This is a genomic window from Pseudomonas sp. GW101-3H06 (genome assembly GCF_059424605.1).
The window spans coordinates 299,339-324,197 of sequence record NZ_JBWKZO010000002.1 but is presented as its reverse complement, the minus strand read 5'-3'; the positions used below and the strand labels follow the sequence as shown (position 1 = coordinate 324,197).

Sequence of the window (24,859 nt, the reverse complement as noted above, 5' to 3'; positions counted from 1 at the left end):
TCAGCCTTACCCCTTGAGCTACAGGAACATCAGCATGACTGTACTCCAAACGATCTACTGGCAGCCTACGCCGCCTTAGCGCTACGCCCCCTCGCAACACCTCGCACCCGCCTGTTTCGCTCGCGGTGCGTACTGCTGTATGCCCGGTTCTTACACCCAAAGCACACAGTCAAATAATCCTCACAGTTTGAATTCGTATCGATGCGCTCGCCATTTGTCTGGTGTGCGTGCGGTGCATTGCCTTGGATATTTCTATGCTGCAAAAACTTAGTCAAACGTGGTTTTCCAACGTCCGTGGGGACGTGCTCGCGGGTATCGTGGTCGCGCTCGCGCTGATCCCGGAAGCCATCGCCTTTTCCATCATTGCCGGCGTCGACCCCAAAGTCGGCCTCTACGCATCCTTCTGTATCTGTGCCGTGATTGCCTTCATCGGCGGTCGCCCTGGCATGATCTCGGCGGCTACCGGTGCCATGGCACTGCTCATGGTTACCTTGGTAAAAGATCACGGGCTCCAGTATCTGCTGGCTGCAACCTTGCTCTGTGGGGTTCTTCAGATACTTGCTGGATATCTCAAGCTGGGCTCGTTGATGCGCTTCGTGTCACGCTCAGTGGTCACCGGGTTCGTGAATGCATTGGCGATTCTGATTTTCATGGCGCAGTTGCCTGAACTCACAAATGTCACCTGGCACGTCTACGCCATGACCGCTGCGGGTCTCGGAATCATCTACCTGTTTCCGTATGTGCCGAAGATCGGCAAGCTGATTCCCTCGCCGCTGGTGTGCATCCTGACCCTGACCGCTATCGCGATGTACCTGGGACTCGATATCCGCACCGTGGGCGACATGGGCCAACTGCCGGACACGCTGCCGATTTTCCTCTGGCCTGAAGTCCCGCTCAACTTTGAAACCCTGCGCATCATCTTCCCGTACTCAGCGGCTCTGGCAGTTGTAGGCCTGCTTGAGTCCATGATGACCGCGACCATTGTCGATGATCTGACCGATACCACCAGCAACAAAAACCGCGAGTGTAAGGGCCAGGGCGTTGCAAACATCGCAGCCGGGATGCTCGGTGGCATGGCGGGCTGCGCCATGATTGGCCAGTCGATCATCAACGTGAAGTCCGGCGGTCGTACTCGCCTCTCAACTTTATGCGCGGGCATCTTCTTGCTGCTGATGGTCGTGTTCCTGGGCGAATGGCTCTCCAAGATCCCGATGGCGGCCTTGGTTGCCGTGATGATCATGGTGTCCATCGGCACCTTCAGCTGGGATTCCCTGCGCAATCTCAAAGAGCACCCACTGTCGACCAACATCGTCATGGTCGCGACTGTTGTGGTGGTCGTGGCAACGCATAACTTGGCCTACGGTGTATTGGTCGGTGTGCTGCTGGCGTCACTGTTCTTTGCAAACAAAGTCGGACATTACCTCGATACCAAAAGCAGTCTTGAAAAGGCAGAGTCTCATCGCACTTACCGCGTTGTGGGCCAGGTGTTCTTCAGCTCCGCCGACAAGTTCACCAATGTTTTCGACTTCAAAGAAGCGGTCAAGAAAGTCACCATCGACCTGACCCAAGCGCATTTCTGGGATATCACTGCCGTTGCTGCACTGGACAAGGTAGTCATTAAATTCCGTCGAGAGGGTGCAGAGGTTGAAGTGCTGGGCCTGAATGAGGCCAGCGCCACAATCGTTGACCGCTTTGGCGTGCATGACAAACCTGACGCCATCGACAAGCTCATGAGCCACTAAGGAGATCAACAATGACCCACGTAATGGCATGCATTGATAACTCACAGTCCTCACTGGCGGTCTGCGACTACGCAGCATGGGCGGCGCAACAGTTAGGTGCGCCTCTTACCTTGCTGCATGTATTGGATGAAGAGAAATACCCAGCAGCAGCAGACCTGAGCGGAAATATTGGTCTTGGAAGTCGAGAGCACCTGCTCGAGGAACTGGCTACGTTAGATGCCCAGCGCGCCAGGCTTGCTCTGGAGCAAGGACAGCACACGCTCGAGAAGGCCAGGGAGCGAACGGTCATCGCCGGCGCAGCTTTTCCTGAATTGAAGCAACGCCATGGCCATCTAGTAGAAAGCCTGAGCGAGCTTGAGAAGGAGATTCGACTGTTGGTCATTGGACGAGTGGGTGAAGACAGCACACGCCGTGCTCACAGCCTCGGCAGCCAAATTGAAGCTGTCGTACGCACAATTCACCGTCCAATTTTGATCACAGCAGGCAGCTACAAAAGACCTGAAAAGGTAATGCTCGCATTTGACGGCAGCCCAACATCGTACAAAACAGTTGAGATGCTTGCCGCCAGCCAGCTTTGCGAAGGGTTACCCATTCACCTGGTTATGGTTGGAACAGACTCAGGAGATAATCGAGAGGCGCTCGATAAAGCCAGAAGCATGCTTCTAACTTCAGGCTTTGTAGTCCATGCAGAGATCCGCCAAGGAGAGGTGGAGTTGGCACTTCACGCTTATCAGGCAGAGCACGCAATTGATCTTCTCGTCATGGGCGCTTATGGGCACTCACGCATCCGACAGTTTCTGGTAGGCAGCACGACTACGACAATGCTTCGAACAGCCACCATGCCTGTGTTGCTGCTTCGCTGAGATAGCGTCCCCGACCACAGTATTTCCAAACCTCAGAAATACTGTGGTTACCCTAGACGATGATTACCTGATCGAGTCGTAACGAGACAGCATGCAACTCATAACCGAAATTATTCATCCAGAGCTGAAATCCAAACAAGGCAGGGTGTTTCGCCGCCATGCCGCACGCGGCATCGTGTTGCGGGACGAACAGATCCTGTTGCTGTTCACTGAGCGCTATAACGACTTTAGCTTCCCTGGCGGCGGTCTTGATGCCGACGAGGACATTGTCACAGGCCTGAAGCGTGAGCTTGAGGAAGAGACGGGTGCCCGTGAGATTAAGGTGCTCCAGCACTATGGCTATATCGAAGAGTACCGGCCCTACTGGAAGCCGCAATACGATCTGATGCACATGACTTCGCACTTTTATCTATCCGAAGTGGCCTCCCAGCTAGAGCCAGTCAGAATGGAAAGTCACGAAATCGCAAATGGAATGCGGCCTGTCTGGATCAACCTGCATGAGGCCATAACGCACAATGAAGCCGTGATGCAGCGTCAGGAGTCATCGATGGGGCAGTCAATTCAGCGCGAAACTTTCATGCTGAAAAAAGTCGCATCCGAGTTGTTGATGACGATTCGCGGTTAAGAGGAGACTCCGGTAGCTTTTGGCGTAAAGCACGATGACCAAACTTCGCCAATCGATGTTCCAGCCACAGGATTTCGATCAGGGAGAAATTCTGTGGCCGTCTTGCTTACGCTTAACTGGAAATCGTGGCGGGCGCAGCGGCAGGAACAGCGCTGCGTCGCAAAATCAGGACACCACCGATTGCAGCCAGGGTCGAACCAATCAACACACCCACTTTTACTTCGTCAATCAGGTGAGCTGATCCTGCAAACGCCAGGTTCCCGATGAACAGGCTCATGGTGAAGCCGATGCCACACAAGAGCGCAACGCCGTAAAGCTGTGCCCAATTGCTCCCTTCCGGTAGCTTGGCCAAGCCCATGCGAATGGCCAGAGCAGCTAATAGGAAAATACCGACTTGCTTGCCCACCAACAAGCCGAGCGCAACACCCAGCGGAACCGGATCGACTAGGTTCTCCATGGAAATACCGGCCAGTGAAACCCCCGCATTGGCGAAGCCAAAAATCGGCACCACAGCGAACGCTACCCACATGTGCAGCTTTTCCTCCAGGAACAGCAGTGGAGACCGGGCTTCCTCTTCAGGCTTGCCCATTGGAACGCAGAGCGCTACAGCGACACCCGCAAGGGTGGCGTGCACTCCCGATTGCAGCACGAAGAACCACAGCACACCACCGACCAGCAGATATGGGAGCAATCGTCTGACGCCCAATCGATTCATTGCGATCAGAATGGCCAGGGTTGCAAGCGATGCCAGCAACATCGGCATGGAAAGACCAGTCGTGTAGAAAAAGGCGATGATGACCACAGCACCCAGGTCGTCGATGATCGCCAAAGCGGCGAGGAAAACCTTCAAAGAAGTCGGGACTCGCTTACCCAGCAACGACAAGACGCCAAGGGCGAATGCAATGTCGGTAGCGGCTGGGATAGCCCACCCCTTCAAGGTCTCAGAGTTACCCCAGTTGATTGCGATGTAGATCAGCGCAGGCACAACCATGCCGCCTAGAGCGCCAAATCCAGGCAAAGCGCGCTGGCCCCAAGTGGAGAGCCCGCCTGCCAGAACCTCTCTTTTGATCTCAAGTCCGACCATTAGGAAGAAGATCGCCATCAGGCCATCGTTGACCCAATGCTCCACAGACATACCCAGCCAGACACTGTGCAAGGCTGCAAAATAACCTTGAGAGAGAGGTGAATTGGCCACAATCAGTGCCGCGAGTGCTGCGCCCATCAGCACAAGACCGCCAGCGGATTCCGACGACAGGAAGCGAGCTAAAATTGCAGCTGCTCTTGGGGTTTCTGCAGGAGTTCTATTGTCGGTCATCAGTGTCCTTGCGCTTCGATCTAAAGAGAATATTTTAACATCCGACGTTTACCGGTGCGGCTGTCCAAATAGCCTGTAACGATTATTGTCACAGGCGAAATCAGCTTCCAGCTTGTTCAACTACGCCCCAGCACCGGCTCGTTCACGAGATTCAGGAGCACTCCTTCACGTTGCTGTACATGGAGCTCAGTTTGTCATGAGGCATTGCGATCACCTTGGCGTCAGCACCGGCTTCGTCTGTCATATACATCACGCCGACAGGACGACTACGAACGACAACGCCAGGCGATATCGGGCAAAAGCAAATAACCAGGACGTCCAAAGGATCACCTTCAGCGGTCAACCTATATGGGGCTAACCTTTGTTGGCCGAGCAAAACAAAGGTGTACCGAAGAAGCGATCAACGAAGGTCAGAGCCAAGGAGCCTAACCAAAACAGCCTTGGCATTGCTCACTCCTACTCGCAACACCGACTCAATCTCCGCCATAGAAATCGCAGACGAAGATTTCCCCGCAGCTGGGTTAACAACCAACGCTAAACATGCATATTCGAGTTCTAACTCACGAGCCAGTGCCGCTTCTGGCATTCCGGTCATACCTACAATGTCACAGCCGTCACGCTCCATTCGGATTATTTCCGCAGCTGTCTCTAGGCGAGGGCCTTGCGTGCAGCCATAAACACCTCGTGCACTGAAATCAAAACCCTCAGCCTCCAATGCAGTAATCAGCCTAATACGCAACTCATCAGTATAAGGTTTGCTGAAATCAATATGAGTGACTTTTTCTAGATCTTTATCAAAGAACGTCTGCTGACGGCAGTATGTATAGTCAATTAGGTCGTGAGGAACACAAAATTTACCAGCTCCCATTGCATGATTAATCCCACCAACAGCGTTGAAGGCGAGAATTGAATCTGCTCCGGCCTGCTTAAGGGCCCAAACGTTAGCTCTGTAGTTAACTTGATGGGGCGCATAGCGATGTTGCTCGCCATGGCGCGACAAAAACATAACCTCCCGATCTCCATAGTCGCCTATATAAATATCACCAGACGGCTCACCGTAAGGAGTATTGATTGATATAGACTTTCTATTTCTAAGGTCTTCCAAGTCGGCTAGCCCAGAACCACCTATAATTGCGTAAACGGTCATATATAATCCTTCAATAGAATAGTCGCACCTTTCACAGCTAAGGGGAGGCGCTAATTTTGGATGTGCAGTTGTATACTGAGCGACCTGAAGGCTGCTTGGTCGATTGACTGGTTGTCCATTCGAGCTAGCCGACTTCAACACACTTTACGGCCAATTTGAAAAAACCGTCAAGACAAAATAAATTGGTGATTAACAATAGACCTTGCCTTGAAGTCTTATAAGTTCGTTTTTGTTTGGTTTTTTAGTGGCGTAATGCTTAGGGGGACGGGGTGAAAACCAAAAAACGGAAATGTATAAATGCTATGCAATAAGCGGTTTTAAAAGTGCGGTGAGTGGAGTACGCAACAAGTAAGAATGATGCTCCACTCAACCTCAATAATTTAAAGCCCGCTGGCAATTAACGTCAGCAAGCAATTTTTGGCTTAACGCTTCGGCAGTAAATTCGAGAGCTCAACCAAGTCATTTACTATGTAATCAGGTGATTTCGCTAATGGATAGATTGCCTGTCCAGCTCGTGCTACGAATGCTGTTTTCATGCCTGCCTCCTTAGCGCCGGCTACATCCCAGCCATGTGCAGCGACTAACAAGGATTCCATGCCGTTTACTCCAATTTTTTGCATTGCCCAATCATAGACCTTTAGATTTGGCTTATAACTGTGCACAGCTTCACCACTCAAATACTCGTCAAACAAATCGTACAATCCTGCGTTTTTCAGTTGTTTCTCTACGGTGGAACGTGACGAGTTTGTCAAGGCCACTAATTTGTAGCCTTTCTTCTTTAGCGTTTCTAATCCAGTGCGAACATCAGGATGCGCCGGAAGGCTAGTGATAGGGGCGATAGCTTTCTTGGCCTGGTCTTGAGTAACAGTCAATCCATTCGATTGAGCAACCATCATTAGTGCTGCGGCACCAATCTGACCAAAGTCATGGTATTGATTAACTGATGTCTCTACTAATGAATAATGCAGCATCGTCGAAAACCAAATGCTCAACAAGTCAGGCCTGCCACCAAGCGCATCTCCGACTGTTTTTTGTAGAGGATGAAGATCTAGAAGGGTTTCATTTACATCAAAAAAAATAACTTTTACATCTGCTTCCGAAGCTTTTGTTTTCTGGCTTGCGAATGCTAATGGGGAAGCGACCAGCAATGCAGCCATTAGAAAATTAAAAACAGATCGAATACTTTTCATCTTTGGTCTATCTCTCATAATTTGAAAAAATGGGCAGCATTTGAGTAATCCTGTGTTCTATGTTTCTTGCGCGAACACGCATTTCTCGCAACCAAATCAGTGAGCGCTAAAACGCAACCTGGAAGCGCTCAACCGGCATGACAGGTTGAAATCAGTTCTGCGTCCAGGCGCGGGCTGCAAACTTTTCATCTAGGGGTGTATGAATGAGGTGATTGGAGTAATTGCTGAGGGTCTTCACGGCCAACGCGAGAACGATTTCGAGGATGTGCCGCTCGCTGAAGCCGGCCTTCAAAAACGACTGAACTGACTCTTCAGTTGGTAGGCCACGGGTCTGGAACATTACGCTGGTAAATTCGGCTAAAGCGGCAAGCTTGAAATCACTGATTGGTGTGCCATTACGAATTGCGTCAGTCACCTCTGGGGCCACGCCTGACATGACGTCTGCCAAGGTGCTATGAGCAGCCATACAGTATTCACATCCGTTCTCGCGGCTGATGATCAAGAAGATGACTTCTTGTTCTTCCGAGGAGAACCCTGATTCTTTTCTAAAGGCTGCATAGCCTTGCAGGTAGGTTTCGAGCAAACCTGGTGAGTTAGCCATGCGTGCATACATGTTAGGGATAAACCCTGTCTGTGCTTTTGCCTTAGTCAGTACATCCCGGCCATGACCTTCGGTAGATTCAGGAGTAAGCGACGGGAGAGAAATTTTGTATTCGCTGAGCATTATGAGCTCCTCTGTTTGCGGACTGATCAGTCCTTAATGTGGCTCGGTTGTGGCTCCGAGTGTCCCAAGACTTCTGGAAAAATTTACTGAGGGTCACTTTTTATTTTGGGACTGATCGGTTCACAAGTCAATTTCTCCCGAGAAACCAATCCTGTGGAATGATGCTCGCACCAGTTTCAGGGGCTAAAGGGATGGATTCCGCTGTGTCGTCAGCAGCCTTACCCGGTCGGGCTTTGAAAAAATCCGATCAGTCGATAATGGCCGCATGAATCGCGGACGCCCCAGAATCTTTGACCCTGAACTTGTACTGGAAAATGCCATGGAGCTTTTCTGGAGTCGAGGCTATGACGCCACGAGCCTGCAGGATCTGCTTGAAGCTACTGGTCTTTCCAAAAGTAGTCTTTATGAAAGCTTCGGTAACAAACAGAGTCTATTCGAGACTGCATTCACTCGATATTTCGAGGGACGGGCAAGGTTTATGCGTGAGCGCCTTGACGAGTCCGAGTACGCGCTCGAATTCATTCGAGAATGCCTGATGTCCGTGCTCGAGGATGCTTCGCGAGACAGCCCCCGTGGCTGTATGCTCGTAAACGTAGCCAACGAATTTTCATCTTCCGACCCGGCGGTACATCGCCTGGTGATCCTGGCTTCCAAGCGATTCCGTCGAGTGTTCGAGTTAGCCTTTGAGCGAGCCCAAGAGAGCGGTGAAATATCTGCTGATAAGACGCCGGAAGAGCTTGCCCTCTTAATGCATTGCGTAATGAATGGTCTGCGCACCCAAACCAAATCTGGGCTCTCGCATCAAGAGCTGCTTACGGTGATCGATCTGGTGATGGAGCGCTGGGCTTAAATTTAATTAATTATGGACTGATCGGTTCTTAATTAACTCAAGACGGATTACCACGATGATCAAGGCAGTTGCATTCGATATCTACGGAACGTTAATCGACACTCAGGCTGTACTAGGCCAGTTGACCCAAGTGGTTGGTGAGAAAGCTGTAGATGTGGCGAAGACTTGGCGACAGAAACAATTGGAGTACAGCTTTCGCAGAGGTTTAATGCGGGATTATTGCGACTTCTCTGTATGTACTCGCGAAGCATTGATCTTCGCCTGTCGTGAGCAGCAGATTGAACTGGACGATGCTGAGATCCAGGTGCTCATGAACACCTACTCTGAGCTTGATGCATTCGCTGATGTAAGCAGCGCGTTGGAGGAAATGGTAGGCAGTGGCTTGCGTCTGTACGCATTTTCAAATGGTAGCAAGCAAGCCGTCGAGCGGCTGCTACAGCACGCAAATATTCTCGATTACTTCACGGAGATTGTAAGCGTAGAGTCGGTGCGCTCCTTCAAACCCGCGCCAGAAGTTTATGATCATCTGGTCGACGTGTGTGCGCTGCCCTCGGCAGAAATCTGTTTGGTTTCAAGCAACACCTTTGATGTCTTGGGAGCAATGTTTTCGGGCTTGAAATGTGCCTGGGTTAATCGTGACTCAGCGGCGCAATTTGATCCTTGGGGAATTAAGCCGCACATAGTCTTGGATGGCTTGGCAGGTGCCTGCCACGAAATACAAAGTCTTGATGTGTAAATAGTGCCCTAAGGAGTCAGATCGTGAAGGAGGCCTGGCTGATTGTAGTCGTTTTTGACACCACACTGCGCACCAGGTTTTTGGTAAGCGTCCGACCAACACACCCCAAAACGGCCGGAAGGATGCCATGGCTGGCGACGGAATCAACGACGCACCAGCCCTGGCGCGATCAGGTGTGGGCATCTCCATGGGGACAGTGACTGACGTTGCGATGAATAGCGCGCAACTCACGCTGGTAAAAGGCGACCTGATGGAAATTCTACGAGCACGGGCACTTTCAGTTGCAACAGTAAACAACACGCGGTAAAACTTGGGTTTCGCCTTTCTTTACAACTCGATGGGTATTCCCCTCGCCGCAGGTCTGCTCTACCCACTGACGGGACATCTCATGTCGCCAATGATCGCCGCCATAGCCATGAGCATCAGCTCTGCATCTGTAGTTTTCAATGCATTGAGACTGAGGAATACCCGAATAGATTGAGTTTCATCGATGCTCGTAGCCAAAAATAGATAACTCTTAACCTTGCCGTTGTGTAAGCGTTAATTGTTTAAGCCAATCAAGCGCTGATCCGAAAGAGGATGGCGGGCAGACGTGACCGTGTCCGACTACTCGACAATCATATCCGGTCGCGGGCAATTGGACGTCACTATGTACAGTCTGCAATTATACTGTGTTAATGGCGGCCCTGATGAGGCTGATCCCGTCGGTAGTTTCAACGGACATGATCCGTAAGCCTATCTGAAGGCATCCTCACGTTGCTGCCAGCGCAGAAAATCAGTCGAGTAGACGAGTTATTGCCACATAAGTGGCAGCCGACGTAATCACGCAGAGTAGCTTCGCCGCTCGCGTACCATTAGTTAAAGTAATCAGAACAAATGCATCTCAGCGTGAGTATGCGCCTGAAGTGAATCCGGCACACCAGATGACTCTAAGCCTCCGGACTCTAGCCAGCTTATAGTCTGTGCGTAAGCCCTCTGAAGCAGAAGCTCTGTTTGATTGAAGTCAAACACAGAAACACCTAGTGGGCACAGTGGAGCCACTACATGAATATTGGCACGTGAAGAGAAAAGTTCTATATCACGTACCAACTGTCGCATGCTCATCAGGTTTATGCTGTGTAAAGCTAACGCAACCAGGCCAATTGGTGGTTTGATACACGCACAACCAAAGCCTGTTGGTACTACAATGACCCGAGTCGCACCCAGCCCTATAGCACTTGCGATTGGTGTGTTACTTGCCACTCCACCGTCTATCAATAGCTTATCTGCGATCTGTACATAAGGAAATACCAATGGAATCGCAGCGCTGGCAAGTAACGCCAATTCGACATCACCACTGGATAAAAGGACTTCAGCGCCACTGAGCAAATCGGTGGTTACTATATGTAGTGGTAGCTGGGTATTTTCTATGAGTTTTACGGGTAGTGCCCGAGCTACCAATCGCTTCAATGCTGAAGGCTCAAGCAGATAGCCTCGATGAGTGATCAGCGCAGTTAGGGTGTCCAGCATTGAAAGTGGAAATATATCTGTTCTTCGCAAGCCGCGCCAGATATCGGCGAGCTCGGCTATACCTTCTTCAGTTGGTTTGGAAGCAAAATATGCGCCATTGATAGCGCCAACTGAGGCACCTACAACCATGTCGAACGATATTTTTGCTTCTACTAGCGCCCGGAGCATACCTACCTGAACAGCCCCTAGGCTGCCGCCTCCGGCGAGAACGAGTGCAGTTTTATTGTTTTTCATGCGGATACTCCATGTCATTTCAACTCGATTGATTTAACGACCAGTCGTATTCAAGAAAGTCTAGTTGAATGCCTTGCTCTATTCGCTCCCGAACCGAAGGTTCATCAGTCAACAATTGGTCATTGAGGCTCAGGAATTTTTCTAGAGACCCCCACTTACCCGCGAAGTCTTGACCATACCAATCAAATATTTTGGAAAGCTCCAATCTGCCGGTCTTGGGATTGAATCTGTTTCGGGTCCGGTCGCTGAGAAACCGTCTCTGTCCGTCCGCAAGTTGTGTGTCCAGTTGGTTTGCATTAAATGCTTCATTACGAAGCGCAGGGCAGCCTATGGAAGCGCAATTTACCGCGAAATGAATACGAGGATCGTTATACACACCAGGTCGTCGGATCAAAGAGTGTTCAAGATAGTCGAGACTTATGGTTTGCCCCAGAAGGGGAATAAACGCCCGACTCCATGGGCTCTGGAAGATACTACCAACATCCTTGATCGATTTGACTGGGTAGTGTTCGAGAACCAATTTAACGGTGAAAGCGTTGTACGCATTAAGAAGGAAAGCTAACTGTTGATATTTACTCCAGGCATCAAATTCTTGCCGCCTGACCGTTGACAGTTCATCTAAGAAATCTGTGAGGTCTTTTTCATCTCGCTTGAAGCCAGAGTAATCGACCTCGCTGGCAAGTCCGCCACGAACCCAGTGGACGTTATTCTGAAGCAATGTGTTCCATGTTAAATTTCGGTGGTCGTATGTTGTTTGTGCATGTGTCAGACCGCTAACACAAAGCAAAAACCCAATCATTAGATAGCGCATTATTTTACCTTTGAGGAAGTTGACGCTAACTTTTTTTAGCATAGAATTTGGCTAGACGAACTGCAGGAATACCTAATGCAAAACCGAGAGCGAGCACTCGGTTTTTTAGTGATCGACGCCACCAACCGTCGCGCTGCCAGCGACGAGGATTGACTAATAAACCTTGACTGACTTTATCGACTCTACCTAAACCTCGAAGTCCTTTGATGAGAGGGACCTCTTCGAACAATGGCCAGGAGGCATGTTGTCCCGCCGCCAAGTAAGCTGATCGTCGAACGAAAATACCTTGGTCACCATAGGGAACTCCGAACGTATTTCGCAAGTTGATTAGATACTCAAGCAGACGTCCTTGCCACTCAGGCTTGCCTGCAAAGCGAAAAGCAAAATAGCCCCCCACTGCACCATTCTGTAGAGCGATTCTTATATTGCCGATAGGATCACCAGTGAGCTTAGCATCAGCATGCAAGAACCACAGCAATTCAGATTCCGCCAGACTTGCACCGAAACGCAGTTGAAGCCCACGATTAGGTTGAGATGAAACCCATGTTGCATTGTGGTTCCGGCAGATTTCTCGACAGAGCTCACTATTTCCAGAATCGACGACTATCACCTGCAACTCAGTGAAACTTGTGAAAGAGCACTCAGCTAGTTCGGTGAGCAGTCTTGGAAGCTCCAGTTCATCATGCAAGCAAGGGATCACCACGCTGAGGCGATAGTGGCTAGTCACAAAGTGCTCCTTTAAGATCAGAAATCGCTTCAATCAATCGCAATCTTGCGGGACGCAAATCAAACTTTAAACTTGAGCGTAATATGTCGAAGTCTATTGCTTCATCAATGTCGAAGCATTCACCGATACACACAACAGAGTGACCGTTATCTAGACAGGTGCTTCGAAGCGCACCTCCTAAACTCGCAGTACTCCACGGTAGATTTACTAGGCTTGGCCACGGTTTGGATGAGGCCATAAGCACAACACCTCCATCACGAGCGTTGATTAACACTGTATCGTGCTCACAGAGCGCGTTGAGCACATTTTGATAGTCTGTCGGCGTGATTGCCGGCGAATCACTACCAATGAAAATTAAACACTCATGGCTTTGAGTTCGAAGTGTCTGGTCAAGGGTATTTAATCGTTCACCGAGATTTCCTTGAGCTTGGGGTATGCATTGAGCAAAAGGTGCCCTCGATTTTGCCCAGCCGAGATGATCGGCATGATCAGGTGCAATTATGGTATTACCAGGCCATTGATACAGATCTTCAACACCACAGTCGAGCAAGCACTCAGCGACCTCGTACGCACGCTCTATGCCTATCTGGGCTGCAAGCCGTTGCTTACCGAAACCTAGGGAGGGTCGCTTACAAACCAGCACCAGCGTTGGCGTCGGTGTAGGAGCCTGCTCGAAAAAGCTATGGGTCATACAGATCTCCGTCGTTTACGTTGAACAAAAAAGCCTCCATTCAACCCAGTATGGAGCGCGGCTATCTACACAGATAGAAAAGGTTTGAAAATGTTACGGCCACAGTAAAAATTTCCGCTCTCTCCCCTCCCTCGCGCAGCTCAGTATTCTCTAAGGGTGGCTTACGGTCCTGCATCTTGTGAAAATGATAATGTCCGATTCAGAAGGACAAGAGCTAAAGACTGGCAGCAGATTCATCTCGCAATTTCGGCTGCACTAACATTGTAAGTGATTAACAGGTTGCCGCATTGCTGCACGCAAGGAGATCAGCCTAAATATCAACCTGAAATCGTGCTAATACACCAGTAAAGCAATAACGCGCAGCACCTGTCATAGCAGAATGAATATGTTGATGATTAATTAGCGGAAAAACTATAACCATTAATTTACCCATCACGCGAACGCTGTATTGAGACCCTAAAGAATGGACAGTTCGGAAGTGCAATCTAGAAACATGATTAATTCAAACCCCAGCACTACTAAAAGTCGAAAGAGAGTTAGTCTCAGTAACTCTAAAAAATAATGCACGACAAGCGAAATCTGTATACTGCTTGCGGGTCCACGTAGGTGGCCACCCACGCAGACGCACTATTGCGGCATCACCACGCAGGAGGTTTAGATTATACACACTTATTTTCCGCATCAATGTCATTGCTTAAAGCCTCCAAACTCAGTCGTCAGGCTTGCGGACAGACTTCAGTATGGAGTCTGTATCGACATATTCGTCATCGATAGAGATTTTTTTAAGTGTGTTTGAGGTTAGCTGTAGCTGTTTTATATAATTGCGGCAGCGCACACACATACTTAAATGCATAAGTACCCCGAGACGCGTTTTAAAGTTTAGTCGATGATCAATAATATCTGAGCCAAGTTCTGACATTTCGCGACACGTCAACATGTCCCTTCCTCCTCAAAGTGCTCAAGCATTGTATGCATTCGTTGTCGTCCACGGTGTAACAACACACGAATATTACCCTCTGCAAGACCCAATGAATGAGCAATTTCATTAAACTCAAGTCCTGCAAGCTCTCGCATCATGACTACCGATTGCTGATCACTTGGAAGCTTGTGCAAGTGCTTACGAATACATTCTTGCAACTCAGCTTCCGTAAGGATCTCCTCTGGCGTCTCATGGTGCCATTGCGATGGAGGCGTGCTCCAGGCCCCGTCTTCAGTGAAGCGTTGAGTTATAGGGGAACCAGGATCTACTCCCCAACTGTCTAGAGAAACCTCACGACTGTACTTGCGACGCATCGCTCTAGCCTCATTGAGCGCAATTCTCGCTAGCCACGTACGAAACGCCGATCTACCTTCAAATTTTTCAACAGCTGCAAAAGCTTTGATCCATGTCTCCTGAGCCACGTCATCAGCCAGATCACGACCGACCAAAGGGACCGTCATGGCAATCAAAAAACGATGATGAGCTTTGATTGCCGTCTCACACGCCGCTGGGTCTCCACGCTTTAAGCGTTGGATCATTTCCTGTTCGTCGTCCATCTCACTCTCCTAGTCATGGCGGTGCCAAGCATAGTGGCCAAATGAGCTACAGGACAGTGCCCTCATCAATTGAGTGTTCCGAGGCAGGGTTTGTTACAGGTCATTTCTAAGGTTATAGAAATAACTGCATTAGCTGTAACGACGAGCTCGGCGCGTCATCCTATTCATGACAGTCACATCCGAAGGAGGATGACGTCATGAAAACGTATACAGGCTCCCTGAGACTTTTAACCATCGGGTTGATCATCGCGACAGGTGCTATGGCCCTTCAAACCCTGAGCGAACATCAACGCCAAGTCGCCGCTCAACACAGTCTTGCAGAGGGAGGTAGCGATCGATTGCTCAAGCAGCGCACAAAGGTCGCCGAGGGCGGCAGTGATCGGCTGCTTGAACGGCGTGAGAAAGTCGCTGAGGGCGGTAGTGACCGATTGCTTGAACGGCGTGAGAAAGTCGCTGAGGGCGGTAGTGACCGATTGCTTGAACGGCGTGAGAAAGTCGCTGAGGGTGGTAGTGACCGATTGCTTGAACGGCGTGAGAAAGTCGCTGAGGGTGGTAGTGACCGATTGCTTGAGCAGCGCGCGAAGATCGCCGAGGGCGGCAGCGATCGTCTGTTAGAGCGACGCCAACAACTATTCGAACGGCCACCAACAGAACTGGCGAGCTCCGCAAACCCGCAGACTTTAGTGGGGTGAGTAGCTTCCAGCGCTTAACCAATAGCCACTGCAGTGATAGGCATGTCAGCCCCTCATTCCAGCTGTAATCTAACACGCAGTGGCCATACAATAAGGCGTTTGCTCTGATAAAAAGACACAGGACATGCGGAGAATATTTATTTAATCCGAATTAATTACTCGTCGGGAATTGTCTTGGTCGGACTGAACGGACTACTTGGTGACGTTTTGTCTTTCCTGTCGTGACGACGATCAGGTGTACTTGCACCTACGCTAGTAAATTTTTACTGGGCCTGGCATAGGCCGTTGGCGCCTAAATTTATTTTTCGTTTTTTGTAACAACAAACCAGCTGAATCATCTGACTACCTGTGAGTGGCAACGAATGTCATTGCACCTATTTAGATTTTTACCCATCAGGAGAAACACAATGAAAAAATTTCAAGCATCCACGGCATCTCTGAAAATCGCCAAGCCTTTGGCTGCAATGGTATCTGCGGCGGTGCTTGCCGCATCCCTCGCTGGTCCCGTGATGGCTGCTACCCCTTGTAATCCTTGCGCGGCAAAAGCTCCTGCGGCAGCCATGGCAAATCCTTGTGCTGCAAAAAATCCGTGTGCAGCAAGCAAGAAAACCACTAAAAACCCCTGCGCTAGCAAGAACCCATGCGCAGCAAAAAATCCGTGCGCAGCCAATCCGTGCGCCGCCAAGGCTCCTTGTGCGGCCAAGAAAAAATAAGCTGGAGATAGAGATTCAATAAGGGCATTCCTGCTCCGCGTCAAAGAAGTACTCGAGCATTTGACGTGCAATACAACTTATCACACCTACATGGCCCGTATTCGAATACGGGCCATGTACCATATGACTTGGCGTCAATATTTTCTGTTATAAGCTTTTAATAGAGTATTTTGTTGGCTCGCAAAAATAGAACTTATCTCCGAATACTCAACTAGACGCCTTTAGCATAAATCCGAATTGTTTGTCTTAAGATCACCCTGCCCGACAGTGCGACAATGGCTAGGTTTCGTCTGAACTTGAGGCCTATTTAGTAAGCTACCGAGCTAATTGAGCATCTTGCGCCAAAAAGGTCAGCTCGCGAAACCTACTTGATCATTCCAGATAGCCGACGATTCAGGAGTCCGCCCCAAAAGCCTCGTTAAGGCCGCTCAACCGACCAGGATGCTAAGCAACGTTTGATCCGTCGTAGCTAAATTCGGCCGCGGTCGGCGGTCGTCTTGCCAGCGGTGGCTAATGACTTACCCTGATGATACTCATGCCACAATTAAGAATTTCTGCTTGTAACAAACCGCAGCTTGAGATCTCTAAAGCGCATAGGGCAAATAGTATAAGCAAATCACCGTAACCCAATCCTGACCTAAAGGAACTGACTCATGAATAAGACAATGACCTCCGCTACCTTGGCCTTGGCGTTGAGCGCCGCTTTAGCCGCTGCTGCAATGCCGACCATCGCCCACGCCGCTGACGGTGAAAAGTGTTTCGGTGTAGCCCTTAAAGGAAAGAATGATTGCAAGGCTGGCGCGGGCACGTCCTGTGCGGGAACCTCGAAAATCAACTATCAGGGTAATTCTTGGTCCATGGTACCCAAGGGGACTTGCGAACAAACGGCATCGCCCACTTCTCCAACTGGCTTTGGTCAATATCAGGAGTTCAAGGAAAAGAAAGCCTGATTAGTAATTAAACGGTCGCGGAGCGTTCCTATGATTCAATCTCCTAGCGATAGACTGTGCCTGGTGGATGCTGCCCATACAGCTTCCACCAGGCTGCCATGCCGTGCCGGTATCGGCTTGAAGCCTGAACACTTTCGCGAGGTAATTTCAGAGCAACCAGACTTAGGTTTCTTTGAGATCCATGCCGAAAATTACATGGTCGCAGGCGGGCCATTTCACCATTACCTGGAAATAATTCGATCGCGCTATCCACTGTCTATCCACGGCGTAGGTCTATCCATTGGTGGGCAAGCCCCACTTGATGAAGAACACCTCTCTCGGTTGGCCATACTGCTAAATCGCTACCAGCCAGAAGCATTCTCCGAACATCTCGCTTGGTCCAGTCATGGCGGCACGTACCTCAACGACCTGCTACCACTACCCTACACAGCGCTCAGTCTCTCGCACGTGTGTGAGCAGATAGACCGTGTGCAAGAGCGCTTGGGGCGGCCTATGTTGCTCGAAAACCCGGCCACTTACGTTCAGTACACAGCCTCGACCATGACCGAAAGTGAGTTTATAAACCAAGTCATACGTCGTACTGGCTGCGGGCTCTTGCTCGATGTCAACAATGTACATGTATCCAGCGTCAATCACGGAGGTGATGCACGAGAGTACATCTTAGGTTTGCCTCTCGACGCAGTGGGTGAAATTCACTTGGCAGGGTTTGCTGAGGAGGTAGACACGAAAGGAGCGCCGCTGCTAATTGACAATCATGGCGCGCCGATTGCGAAAGTTGTGTGGGAACTCTATGCATTTACCTTGGGGTTGACTGGCCCGAAACCGACCTTGATCGAACGCGACAATGATATCCCTGAATTAAGGGTGTTACTGAGCGAAGCTCAACAAGCCGACGCAATCACTCGGCGGCTATTTCCGGCCCTGCCATCCCCTACAGAGCCAAAGAAGGCATCTGTATGAGCGCTCACGATGATTTTGCTGAAAGCTTAATGCAGGAAGCGGCCGTTTGCCCGTCAGGCTTAACTACCTGGAACGGCTCTGACCCGTCCCAGCGTTTTGCGGTTTACAGAAATAACGTCATTGTTTCCCTAATCGATGCTTTGGCCGATACCTTCCCCGTCACCCAAGCACTCGTCGGAGAGGCGTTTTTCCGCGCTATGGCTGGTCAGTTCGTGCGCGCCCATCCTCCCCGCTCACCAGTACTAACCTTGTACGGTGACTTGTTCCCTAGCTACGTGTGTGACTTTGCACCAGCTTCCGCGCTGCCTTATCTGGGAGATCTTGCACGCCTAGAAGTAGGCTATGTACAGACCTACCACGCAGCTGAGGAGGGGTCTTTAGCGATATCAGAACTGTCTAAGTTGTTAAGCAATGAAATGACCCTGTCACAGGTGCGTTTCACTCTGCATCCATCTATCAATGTAGTGCGTTCGCGATATGCCGTGGTTTCTCTCTGGGCGGCCCATCAAGATCTGTCGCCGGAGAACACCTTAGGGAGCATACACCCGGATGTTTCTGAAGCAGCCATGCTAATTCGTCAAGATTTAGATGTAGTAGTTGTCCGCATAGAACACGGTGCTGCGGAGTTCATCGAAAATTTGCACCGCGGTGCTGTCTTCGCTGATGCGGTTTCTACGGACGTCCCTTTTAACCTTGAGACGACATTGGCGCTGATGCTCCGCTACGGTGCCATCATTCGTTACAATATTTAGGAATAGTTCTCAATGCATGAAGCCCGCGTAGTGAAACTGATCAAATGGTTTATTGAGCAATTTGAGCGTACGCCTTATTGGTTGATCGCCTTGCTAGGACGCTTTTCTATTGCGGCCATTTTCTGGAAATCTGGAGAGACCAAAGTGCAAGGCCTAGCTCTCGACATAGTATCTGGAGAGTTTCAATTCGGGCTGCCAAGATTGGCTGAGTCGGCGGTGCTTTTGTTTAAAGAAGAGTATCGACTACCGTTGATTGCTCCCGAATCGGCGGCCATCATGGCGGCTTTTGCGGAGCATTTCTTCCCATTAATGATCTTAATTGGCTTAGCCACGCGTTTTTCCGCTCTGGCCTTGTTGATCATGACGCTGACTATCCAGCTGTTGGTCTATCCGGATGCGTACCCTACCCATGGTGTATGGGCCACGGTGCTGTTGCTGTTGCTGGCGAAAGGTCCTGGTGCTGTTGCTCTGGATCACTTCATTGCACGGAAATTCAGCCGATAAATGCCGCAAGGAAGTGCACCAGCCTCATGGAGCGACAACGACATGCATAAAGAAACACTGCGATGAGCATTCGACAACGCCTGACGATCAGCTATGCCATCGTCCTCATATTTCTTTTGGCCATCGTCCTCATCAGTCTGCAACGTTTCGACCTGCAGGCTCAGAGCATGCACGACGTGGTCGAAGGGGATGCCGCGCGTGCCGAGCAGGCCTCAGCCATCAACCTGCACGCTGAAACGGCTGCTAGTCGCTTACTTTTGCTCTTCGTCCTTGAAGACCGCGAACAGCGTACCGCCATCTATCAGGAGATCGACGCGCAGAACACCGAGATCGATCAAGCGCTGCGGGGATTTCGCGCATTGATGACCGAACCTGAGTCGCAGGCTATGCTCGCCCGCCTGGAAAGCCTGCGCAAGGACTACGAAATGCACTTCAGTGCCACTGTAGAGGAGCTGGAAGTGGGCGAGCGAGCCTCGGCCGTGCAGCTTATGACGGGGCCGACCCGCAGCGCACTCAATGCACTGTTGACGCAAACGACGGCAATGGCGGAGCAGCAACAACTGTCCATGCACGCACGCCAGACATTGGCAATGCAGGCATCCGAACGCTCAATCCAGTTGGTGCTCGCCCTGGGCTTCAGCGCGTTGATCGCAGGTCTGCTGATGGCCATTTATATGACCCGCAGTATCACTCAACCTTTGGATCGCGCGCGAATGGTGGCAGACCGGATTGCCGTTGGCGACCTCAGACACACGATCGACAATGCCGGCAACGATGAAATCGGCAAACTGTTGGCAGGCATGCGCAGCATGAGCGGGCGCCTGCGCACGTTGATCGGCTCGATCCTGAGCAGCGCAGCAAATGTAGACTCGGCGGCCGAGCAACTGCAGGTCCCAGCAGCCAAGGTCAAAGTGGACTCGGCACTGCAGAGCGAACTGGCGGGGTCTATCGATCGCTCCATCGGCCAGTTATCCCAAGGTATCGGCACGATGGCGGGCAACGTTTTGACCGCCCGCAACCAAGCCCTCAAGGCCCGTGATCTGGCGCAGGAAGGTGCTCAAGCCATCACCGTGGTTGCCGCGGAAATCGCCCAGATCGCCACGGCCGTCGACGGCTCGGCCCAATCGGTCGCCAGGCTCGGTCTGAGCGCCAAAGAAGTCGCAGGAGCGGTCAGCCTGATCCGCCAAATCGCCGATCAAACTAACCTCCTGGCGCTGAATGCCTCTATCGAAGCAGCAAGGGCCGGCGAGAGTGGTCGAGGCTTCGCGGTCGTCGCCGATGAAGTGCGTACTCTGGCCAATCGCACCGCGGATGTCACCGGAGAGATTGACCGAGTGATGACATTGATCAATCAACAGACCCAGAATGCGGCCCGTGATATCGACGCGGGCAAGCGCGGTATGGAGCACGGCATGGACTTGATACAGAGCATTGCCGTCCCGCTGGAGGCGTTACAGATCGATGCCCAGGATTCCCTCGACAACCTTGAACAACTGACTGAACTGGCGGCTGACCAGTCCCGGGAAAGCGAGGCGATTGCTGGCAACGTGCGCACCATCGTCGAGATGGCCAGGACCAACAAACAGGCTACCGATCAGCTTGCAACGGTCACCGACGAACTCTTGCAAACAGCCGCAAAATTACAGTCCTCGGTTGCCGCCTTTCGCCTGTAGTCGGGCGCAAGGAAGCCCTGCTTAGTAAGGAGGCACACCAGCATGATCGGCTTCACCCTGAAGCGATTCGCCCAGTTCGCCTCAATCCGCAACCGCTTGATCCTGGCGTTCTCCGCACTGCTCGGGCTTTTGCTGGCCCTCTCGGTGATGACCTCACATCGCCTCGAGACACTGGGCGCCAGCATGCACGAGTTCGTCGATCAGCCCGCCCGACTCGTCCTACTCGCCGAGCGCGCGAACCAGCACTCGCAATACGCCGCCATCCAGCTTCTGCGCCTTTTGCAAACCCCCGACCGGGATCAACGAATCCCTCTTTATGCGCAGATGGACGCGGCCATGACGGCATCGGATGCTGCAATTGCCAGCCTTGCGCATGCGGACAGTCGGGCCTACTCGCAATCTCAAATCGCCCAGGCTACCGAGTTGCGTCAACGCTATGGTGTCTTGTTTCAGGAGACGGTCGAGCTTATCGAAATCCAAGGCCTGACTCAGGCTCAAGCGCACTTTGAACTGTACACAGCCCCTGCACTGAATGCGCTACTGGATGTCACATTGCGCCTGACGGAGCGTCAACAAACACTGATGAACCTGGAGGTTGAGCATTTTGAGCAGTCCGCCACTGCCACACGCCTGCAAATAGTCGCGATTACGGCCAGCGCGCTGGTACTCGGCGCTCTGCTGGCCTTGTTGATCTCGCGCTCCATCGTCATACCCATAGGTGAAGCGGTCGCCGTGGCAGAAACAATCGCCGCGGGCAATTACAACGAGAACATTCCTCGCGGTAGAGGCCCGGAAATGCAGGTATTGCTGCGAGCGCTGGCGTTGATGCGCAAAAACATCGTGATCCACGAGGAACGGATAACCCGCCTGGCCTATGTTGATAGCTTGACCGACCTACCCAACAGGGCACATTTCATGGAGGCGCTTGCCACGGCCAGCGCAGGTGAACATGGCGCCCTGATAATCCTCAATATCGATCGCTTCGCACCAATTAACAATGCCCTAGGTCATGCAGTGGGCGACCGTATGCTTAGTGAAATAGCCGCCCGCCTGCTCGCCTGCGTTGCCGCGTCCCACCTGGTTGCTCGACTTGGCGGTGATGAGTTCGTCATTCTGTACGAAGGCAGCGATAAATCCGCCATTTCCGGGTACATACAGATGATTCTGGACGCGCTACGCAGGCCGATGCGGCTCGATGGCCAGCGACTGGATATCGACGTAAGCCTGGGCGTAGTGTTTTATCCAGACGATGGTAATGACCCCACCGCCTTGCTCAGGCGCGCCGACCTGGCAATCAAGGCGGCCAAACGCCGGCACGACAGTTATGCATTTGCCGCGGAATTCGAAGACGTGGTGCAGCATGAGCAACTCACGTTACTCGGCGAGATGCGCGATGCCCTGATGCGAAATGAATTCGTCATTTATTACCAGCCAAAATTGAATCTTGCCAACGCTCGCATCAGCGGGGTTGAAGCACTGTTACGCTGGCAACATCCGATCAGGGGGCTGATTACACCTGATCTGTTTATCCCGTTTGCAGAGCAAACCGGCTTCATTCGCGAGATCACGCCCTGGCTGATTCGTGAGGTGGTTGGCCACGCCACGCAGTGGCGGCGCGACGGATTAGAGATCGTGGCCTCGGTCAACATATCAGCACTCGACCTGCTTAACCCAGCACTCATCAATAAGGTACAACAGCTGCTAATCCAGACGTCCTTACCAGCTGAAATGCTCTGTCTCGAAATCACTGAAAGCGCCCTGATGGACGACCCCGAACTGGCACACACGCACCTGCTCGCCCTCGCTCGGCTGGGCGTCAAGCTTTCGATTGACGACTATGGTGCCGGCAATGCCTCACTGTCCTATGTAAGAACGCTGCCGGTCCATGAACTGAAGATCGATCGATCCTTCATCACCCAGGTTGACCAACAACGAAAAAGTGCCGCTATCGTGCGTTCGACCATCGTGCTGTGCCGTGAGCTCGGCTTATCGGTTGTCGCCGAAGGCGTCGAAACAGCCAGCGAACTGGATTGGCTGAAGATCAATCACTGTGATCTGGTACAAGGGTTTGGTATCGGCCGCCCAATGCCGGTGCACGAGCTATATGGCTGGCTGGAAATTACCCACGCGGGGCCTCAGGAACGGTAGCTGGCAGGTCGGAGATACAGGTGGAGAGCGACAGCAAGACACTCTAGTGTTCTGTCTAAGAAAAAATGTTCTCTTTACGCTGTGATGCCATCGCCTCTCGTGCCCGCTGGATCTTGCTCAAGATCTCTTCAACTTTTGCACTCCAGCCGTATCGGCTCGGCAGAGCATTGTGTAACGCTAAGAACGTAATAATGGAGCAGGCTAGTTCACGTATCGAACAGAAGCTGCCGTCACGCAAGAAAACGGTGATATCTCGGAAGAAGCATTCATCGCATAGGCGCTGATTCACCAGATCAGCCGGCTACTGCCGCGCGTCAAGATCACCGAACTGCTGAGAACTTGAATGAATTGACGAGCGTCACCCGCCACTTCTCGCGCCTGAAGCATGGCGCATAGGCGAAAGACCGGACGCTACTGCTAACGGCGATCCCGAGCGATGCCATCAACCTCGGCCTGATCAAGGTGGCTGAGTCGAGTCTGAGCACAACCTACGCCAAGGTGTCCTGGTTGCAAGCCTGGCGCATCCGTGACGAAACCTACCCGACGGCCCAGGCCGAGGTGGTTAACAGCCAATTCCGCCAAGCCTTCGCCGCCACACCTTATGCTCTGATAGCCAACGCTTGCGCGCTAGTGGCCGTGCCGGAGCACAGGCCACGTCAACCCGAAGTAAGGTAGCGAGTCGGGACTGTGGTTCTACACCAGCATCTCCGACCATACGCGCCGTTCGGCACCCATGTGGTAAATACCGGCGTGCATGATTCCACTTATGTGGTCGACGGGCGGCTATATCACGGATCCGATCTGCGGATCGAGGAACACTACAACGGCACGGCCAGCTTCACCGATCATGTCTTCGCTCTGATGTACCTGCTGGGCTTTCGCTTCGCTCCGCGCATCCGTGATACCGGCGAAACCAAGCTGTGCGTGCCAAATAGAGACCAGAACTACCCGACCCTTCGCCCGATTATCGGCGGCAGCTTGAAGCATGTCCTCGCCCCCTGACTTTGGAGGCAATGTCCAGATCGATCCTCCCCTCCCCTGCGCTGAAGGAAGGAAGGGTTTACTAACGCTAGACGGCGATGCCCCGCCCTTTAAACGCAATAACCAACCGATTGCATTCAATGAACCAGATGAACGTTTGCATCGGGCCGCTGCGCATACTGATCCAGCAGAGCAGCCATATCCTCGGCAAGTTCCCACACATGCTGGGCGGGCGTCTGACGCTGGGCAAAGGCACGCAAGCCGATGATTTGGGCTTGAAGCAAACGCGCCAAGCGGGTGCAATCCACTGCGGGGCGCAGCTCCCCGCGCTGTTGTGCGAGTTCAAGAAGAACACTGATTTTTTGCTCGACGGCATCCAGCAGCGCATTGACCTTGAGCTGCAGTTCTGGCTCTTGGGCGCCGACTTCCAGCAGGGTTTTGATGATCATGCAGGCCCTAGCCGGCGGCGCGCAGGTGGCCGTACAGGCGCTAGCCAACGACTGAAAATAGGCTTTGAGCGCTGCCAACACAGAGGGATGCGCATCAATCTGGCGCTGTAGATCTTCCCTTGCCTGGTCTGCATAGACCTCCAACGCTTCGGCAAACAGGCCACTTTTACTGCCGAAGGTGGCGTAGAGGCTGCCGGGGCGCATGTCCAGAGCCTGTTCAATATGCTTCATTGATGAGGCGAAATAACCGCGCTCCCAAAACAACCGGACAGCCCGATCGAGCGCGGTATCGCGATCATATTTTGCGACTCTAGACATGGATTACTGCTCGCATGGT

24 protein-coding genes and 6 pseudogenes are annotated in these 24,859 nt (G+C 51.8%); 17 read left to right on the top strand and 13 right to left on the bottom strand.

What is annotated here, in order from left to right:
* Positions 1-254: 254 nt before the first annotated feature.
* The 3 genes from AC07ZE_RS30740 (at position 255) to AC07ZE_RS30730 (ending at position 3,230) form a co-directional block, all read left to right on the top strand.
* Positions 255-1,742, top strand: a complete 1,488-nt coding sequence (locus AC07ZE_RS30740) for a SulP family inorganic anion transporter (RefSeq protein ID WP_057978335.1) — start codon at positions 255-257, stop codon at positions 1,740-1,742.
* An 11-nt stretch (positions 1,743-1,753) separates the two neighbouring features.
* Positions 1,754-2,605: a universal stress protein gene (locus tag AC07ZE_RS30735; protein WP_057978333.1), complete on the top strand. Its 852-nt coding sequence runs from the start codon at positions 1,754-1,756 to the stop codon at positions 2,603-2,605.
* A 91-nt stretch (positions 2,606-2,696) separates the two neighbouring features.
* Positions 2,697-3,230 carry an NUDIX hydrolase gene (locus AC07ZE_RS30730; RefSeq protein WP_057978331.1) on the top strand — a complete coding sequence of 178 codons (534 nt, stop codon included), beginning with the start codon at positions 2,697-2,699 and terminating at the stop codon, positions 3,228-3,230.
* 112 nt (positions 3,231-3,342) lie between these two features.
* On the opposite strand, the gene nhaA is transcribed toward AC07ZE_RS30730, so the two are convergent.
* From nhaA to AC07ZE_RS30705, 5 genes and pseudogenes are all read right to left on the bottom strand, one after another.
* On the bottom strand, positions 3,343-4,545 hold the full coding sequence (gene nhaA / locus AC07ZE_RS30725; RefSeq protein ID WP_057978329.1) for a Na+/H+ antiporter NhaA: 1,203 nt from the start codon (positions 4,543-4,545) through the stop codon (positions 3,343-3,345).
* Between the two features lie 154 nt (positions 4,546-4,699).
* A pseudogene (locus AC07ZE_RS30720) lies at positions 4,700-4,953 on the bottom strand (inorganic diphosphatase); the annotation flags it as partial.
* The gene (locus AC07ZE_RS30715; RefSeq protein WP_057978327.1) at positions 4,946-5,692 is read right to left on the bottom strand and encodes an S-methyl-5'-thioinosine phosphorylase; all 747 of its coding nucleotides are present in this window, start codon (positions 5,690-5,692) and stop codon (positions 4,946-4,948) included. The gene AC07ZE_RS30715 and the pseudogene AC07ZE_RS30720, both read right to left, overlap by 8 nt.
* A 422-nt stretch (positions 5,693-6,114) precedes the next feature.
* Positions 6,115-6,882 carry a haloacid dehalogenase type II gene (locus AC07ZE_RS30710; protein WP_082631613.1) on the bottom strand — a complete coding sequence of 256 codons (768 nt, stop codon included), beginning with the start codon at positions 6,880-6,882 and terminating at the stop codon, positions 6,115-6,117.
* Between the two features lie 151 nt (positions 6,883-7,033).
* Positions 7,034-7,606, bottom strand: a complete 573-nt coding sequence (locus AC07ZE_RS30705) for a carboxymuconolactone decarboxylase family protein (protein ID WP_057978324.1) — start codon at positions 7,604-7,606, stop codon at positions 7,034-7,036.
* Between the two features lie 319 nt (positions 7,607-7,925).
* On the opposite strand from AC07ZE_RS30705, the gene AC07ZE_RS30700 reads away from it, so the two are divergent.
* The 4 genes and pseudogenes from AC07ZE_RS30700 to AC07ZE_RS30685 all read left to right on the top strand — a co-directional run.
* A complete protein-coding gene (locus AC07ZE_RS30700) occupies positions 7,926-8,456 on the top strand; it encodes a TetR/AcrR family transcriptional regulator (RefSeq protein WP_082631610.1) in 531 nt (176 codons plus the stop codon).
* Between the two features lie 55 nt (positions 8,457-8,511).
* Positions 8,512-9,192 carry a haloacid dehalogenase type II gene (locus AC07ZE_RS30695; protein WP_057978320.1) on the top strand — a complete coding sequence of 227 codons (681 nt, stop codon included), beginning with the start codon at positions 8,512-8,514 and terminating at the stop codon, positions 9,190-9,192.
* Positions 9,193-9,298: 106 nt separating this feature from the next.
* A pseudogene (locus tag AC07ZE_RS30690) lies at positions 9,299-9,673 on the top strand (copper-transporting ATPase); the annotation flags it as partial.
* 199 nt (positions 9,674-9,872) lie between these two features.
* A pseudogene (locus AC07ZE_RS30685) lies at positions 9,873-10,014 on the top strand (transposase domain-containing protein); the annotation flags it as partial.
* Between the two features lie 45 nt (positions 10,015-10,059).
* On the opposite strand, the gene AC07ZE_RS30680 reads toward AC07ZE_RS30685, so the two are convergent.
* The 6 genes from AC07ZE_RS30680 to AC07ZE_RS30655 form a co-directional block, all read right to left on the bottom strand.
* A complete protein-coding gene (locus AC07ZE_RS30680) occupies positions 10,060-10,935 on the bottom strand; it encodes a patatin-like phospholipase family protein (RefSeq protein ID WP_057978315.1) in 876 nt (291 codons plus the stop codon).
* A 19-nt stretch (positions 10,936-10,954) separates the two neighbouring features.
* Complete coding sequence (locus AC07ZE_RS30675) at positions 10,955-11,746, bottom strand: DUF547 domain-containing protein (RefSeq protein ID WP_057978342.1); 792 nt, start codon at positions 11,744-11,746, stop codon at positions 10,955-10,957.
* 25 nt (positions 11,747-11,771) lie between these two features.
* On the bottom strand, positions 11,772-12,473 hold the full coding sequence (locus AC07ZE_RS30670; protein ID WP_082631609.1) for a glycosyltransferase: 702 nt from the start codon (positions 12,471-12,473) through the stop codon (positions 11,772-11,774).
* Positions 12,466-13,164, bottom strand: a complete 699-nt coding sequence (locus AC07ZE_RS30665) for a TIGR04282 family arsenosugar biosynthesis glycosyltransferase (protein WP_082631608.1) — start codon at positions 13,162-13,164, stop codon at positions 12,466-12,468. Before AC07ZE_RS30665 ends, AC07ZE_RS30670 begins: the two co-directional genes overlap by 8 nt.
* Before the next feature lie 709 nt (positions 13,165-13,873).
* The gene (locus AC07ZE_RS30660; protein ID WP_494990437.1) at positions 13,874-14,083 is read right to left on the bottom strand and encodes a hypothetical protein; all 210 of its coding nucleotides are present in this window, start codon (positions 14,081-14,083) and stop codon (positions 13,874-13,876) included.
* A gap of 11 nt (positions 14,084-14,094) precedes the next feature.
* A complete protein-coding gene (locus tag AC07ZE_RS30655) occupies positions 14,095-14,700 on the bottom strand; it encodes an RNA polymerase sigma factor (protein WP_057978313.1) in 606 nt (201 codons plus the stop codon).
* 260 nt (positions 14,701-14,960) lie between these two features.
* Here AC07ZE_RS30655 and AC07ZE_RS30650 point away from each other — a divergent pair, with 260 nt between their 5' ends.
* From AC07ZE_RS30650 to AC07ZE_RS30610, 9 genes and pseudogenes are all read left to right on the top strand, one after another.
* Positions 14,961-15,392, top strand: a complete 432-nt coding sequence (locus AC07ZE_RS30650) for a phage infection protein (protein WP_087149566.1) — start codon at positions 14,961-14,963, stop codon at positions 15,390-15,392.
* Positions 15,393-15,799: 407 nt separating this feature from the next.
* Positions 15,800-16,105 (top strand): hypothetical protein, encoded by a 306-nt coding sequence (locus AC07ZE_RS30645; RefSeq protein WP_082631607.1) that lies wholly within the window; start codon positions 15,800-15,802, stop codon positions 16,103-16,105.
* A 653-nt stretch (positions 16,106-16,758) separates the two neighbouring features.
* On the top strand, positions 16,759-17,055 hold the full coding sequence (locus AC07ZE_RS30640; RefSeq protein ID WP_057978306.1) for a BufA1 family periplasmic bufferin-type metallophore: 297 nt from the start codon (positions 16,759-16,761) through the stop codon (positions 17,053-17,055).
* Positions 17,056-17,085: 30 nt separating this feature from the next.
* Entirely contained in the window at positions 17,086-18,015 is a 930-nt protein-coding gene (gene bufB / locus AC07ZE_RS30635; RefSeq protein ID WP_082631606.1) for an MNIO family bufferin maturase, read from the top strand.
* Positions 18,012-18,767 (top strand): HvfC/BufC N-terminal domain-containing protein, encoded by a 756-nt coding sequence (locus AC07ZE_RS30630; RefSeq protein WP_057978304.1) that lies wholly within the window; start codon positions 18,012-18,014, stop codon positions 18,765-18,767. Before bufB ends, AC07ZE_RS30630 begins: the two co-directional genes overlap by 4 nt.
* Before the next feature lie 12 nt (positions 18,768-18,779).
* Positions 18,780-19,271: a DoxX family protein gene (locus AC07ZE_RS30625; protein WP_057978301.1), complete on the top strand. Its 492-nt coding sequence runs from the start codon at positions 18,780-18,782 to the stop codon at positions 19,269-19,271.
* Positions 19,272-19,333: 62 nt separating this feature from the next.
* Positions 19,334-20,089 (top strand): annotated as a pseudogene (locus AC07ZE_RS30620) (MCP four helix bundle domain-containing protein); the annotation flags it as partial.
* Positions 20,072-20,944, top strand: a complete 873-nt coding sequence (locus AC07ZE_RS30615) for a methyl-accepting chemotaxis protein (RefSeq protein WP_404940911.1) — start codon at positions 20,072-20,074, stop codon at positions 20,942-20,944. The pseudogene AC07ZE_RS30620 and the gene AC07ZE_RS30615, both read left to right, overlap by 18 nt.
* A 42-nt stretch (positions 20,945-20,986) precedes the next feature.
* Entirely contained in the window at positions 20,987-23,092 is a 2,106-nt protein-coding gene (locus AC07ZE_RS30610) for a putative bifunctional diguanylate cyclase/phosphodiesterase (RefSeq protein WP_494990436.1), read from the top strand.
* A gap of 55 nt (positions 23,093-23,147) precedes the next feature.
* Here AC07ZE_RS30610 and AC07ZE_RS30605 read toward each other — a convergent pair.
* Positions 23,148-23,360, bottom strand: a pseudogene (locus AC07ZE_RS30605) (IS630 family transposase); the annotation flags it as partial.
* A gap of 194 nt (positions 23,361-23,554) precedes the next feature.
* Between AC07ZE_RS30605 and AC07ZE_RS30600 the strand changes: the two are divergent.
* Positions 23,555-24,094, top strand: a pseudogene (locus AC07ZE_RS30600) (Tn3 family transposase).
* A 116-nt stretch (positions 24,095-24,210) separates the two neighbouring features.
* Here AC07ZE_RS30600 and AC07ZE_RS30595 read toward each other — a convergent pair.
* On the bottom strand, positions 24,211-24,840 hold the full coding sequence (locus tag AC07ZE_RS30595; protein WP_057978294.1) for a TetR/AcrR family transcriptional regulator: 630 nt from the start codon (positions 24,838-24,840) through the stop codon (positions 24,211-24,213).
* Positions 24,841-24,859 lie beyond the last annotated feature (19 nt).

What these genes read in the sequence shown, in the direction of transcription:
- AC07ZE_RS30740 (WP_057978335.1), top strand. Translation starts at nt 255, where the DNA reads ATGCTGCAAAAACTTAGTCAAACGTGGTTTTCCAACGTCCGTGGGGAC.
- AC07ZE_RS30735 (WP_057978333.1), top strand. Translation starts at nt 1,754, where the DNA reads ATGACCCACGTAATGGCATGCATTGATAACTCACAGTCCTCACTGGCG.
- AC07ZE_RS30730 (WP_057978331.1), top strand. Translation starts at nt 2,697, where the DNA reads ATGCAACTCATAACCGAAATTATTCATCCAGAGCTGAAATCCAAACAA.
- nhaA (WP_057978329.1), bottom strand. Translation starts at nt 4,545, where the DNA reads ATGACCGACAATAGAACTCCTGCAGAAACCCCAAGAGCAGCTGCAATT.
- AC07ZE_RS30715 (WP_057978327.1), bottom strand. Translation starts at nt 5,692, where the DNA reads ATGACCGTTTACGCAATTATAGGTGGTTCTGGGCTAGCCGACTTGGAA.
- AC07ZE_RS30710 (WP_082631613.1), bottom strand. Translation starts at nt 6,882, where the DNA reads ATGAAAAGTATTCGATCTGTTTTTAATTTTCTAATGGCTGCATTGCTG.
- AC07ZE_RS30705 (WP_057978324.1), bottom strand. Translation starts at nt 7,606, where the DNA reads ATGCTCAGCGAATACAAAATTTCTCTCCCGTCGCTTACTCCTGAATCT.
- AC07ZE_RS30700 (WP_082631610.1), top strand. Translation starts at nt 7,926, where the DNA reads ATGGAGCTTTTCTGGAGTCGAGGCTATGACGCCACGAGCCTGCAGGAT.
- AC07ZE_RS30695 (WP_057978320.1), top strand. Translation starts at nt 8,512, where the DNA reads ATGATCAAGGCAGTTGCATTCGATATCTACGGAACGTTAATCGACACT.
- AC07ZE_RS30680 (WP_057978315.1), bottom strand. Translation starts at nt 10,935, where the DNA reads ATGAAAAACAATAAAACTGCACTCGTTCTCGCCGGAGGCGGCAGCCTA.
- AC07ZE_RS30675 (WP_057978342.1), bottom strand. Translation starts at nt 11,746, where the DNA reads ATGCGCTATCTAATGATTGGGTTTTTGCTTTGTGTTAGCGGTCTGACA.
- AC07ZE_RS30665 (WP_082631608.1), bottom strand. Translation starts at nt 13,164, where the DNA reads ATGACCCATAGCTTTTTCGAGCAGGCTCCTACACCGACGCCAACGCTG.
- AC07ZE_RS30660 (WP_494990437.1), bottom strand. Translation starts at nt 14,083, where the DNA reads ATGTCAGAACTTGGCTCAGATATTATTGATCATCGACTAAACTTTAAA.
- AC07ZE_RS30655 (WP_057978313.1), bottom strand. Translation starts at nt 14,700, where the DNA reads ATGGACGACGAACAGGAAATGATCCAACGCTTAAAGCGTGGAGACCCA.
- AC07ZE_RS30650 (WP_087149566.1), top strand. Translation starts at nt 14,961, where the DNA reads ATGGCCCTTCAAACCCTGAGCGAACATCAACGCCAAGTCGCCGCTCAA.
- AC07ZE_RS30645 (WP_082631607.1), top strand. Translation starts at nt 15,800, where the DNA reads ATGAAAAAATTTCAAGCATCCACGGCATCTCTGAAAATCGCCAAGCCT.
- AC07ZE_RS30640 (WP_057978306.1), top strand. Translation starts at nt 16,759, where the DNA reads ATGAATAAGACAATGACCTCCGCTACCTTGGCCTTGGCGTTGAGCGCC.
- bufB (WP_082631606.1), top strand. Translation starts at nt 17,086, where the DNA reads ATGATTCAATCTCCTAGCGATAGACTGTGCCTGGTGGATGCTGCCCAT.
- AC07ZE_RS30630 (WP_057978304.1), top strand. Translation starts at nt 18,012, where the DNA reads ATGAGCGCTCACGATGATTTTGCTGAAAGCTTAATGCAGGAAGCGGCC.
- AC07ZE_RS30625 (WP_057978301.1), top strand. Translation starts at nt 18,780, where the DNA reads ATGCATGAAGCCCGCGTAGTGAAACTGATCAAATGGTTTATTGAGCAA.
- AC07ZE_RS30615 (WP_404940911.1), top strand. Translation starts at nt 20,072, where the DNA reads ATGCGCAGCATGAGCGGGCGCCTGCGCACGTTGATCGGCTCGATCCTG.
- AC07ZE_RS30610 (WP_494990436.1), top strand. Translation starts at nt 20,987, where the DNA reads ATGATCGGCTTCACCCTGAAGCGATTCGCCCAGTTCGCCTCAATCCGC.
- AC07ZE_RS30595 (WP_057978294.1), bottom strand. Translation starts at nt 24,840, where the DNA reads ATGTCTAGAGTCGCAAAATATGATCGCGATACCGCGCTCGATCGGGCT.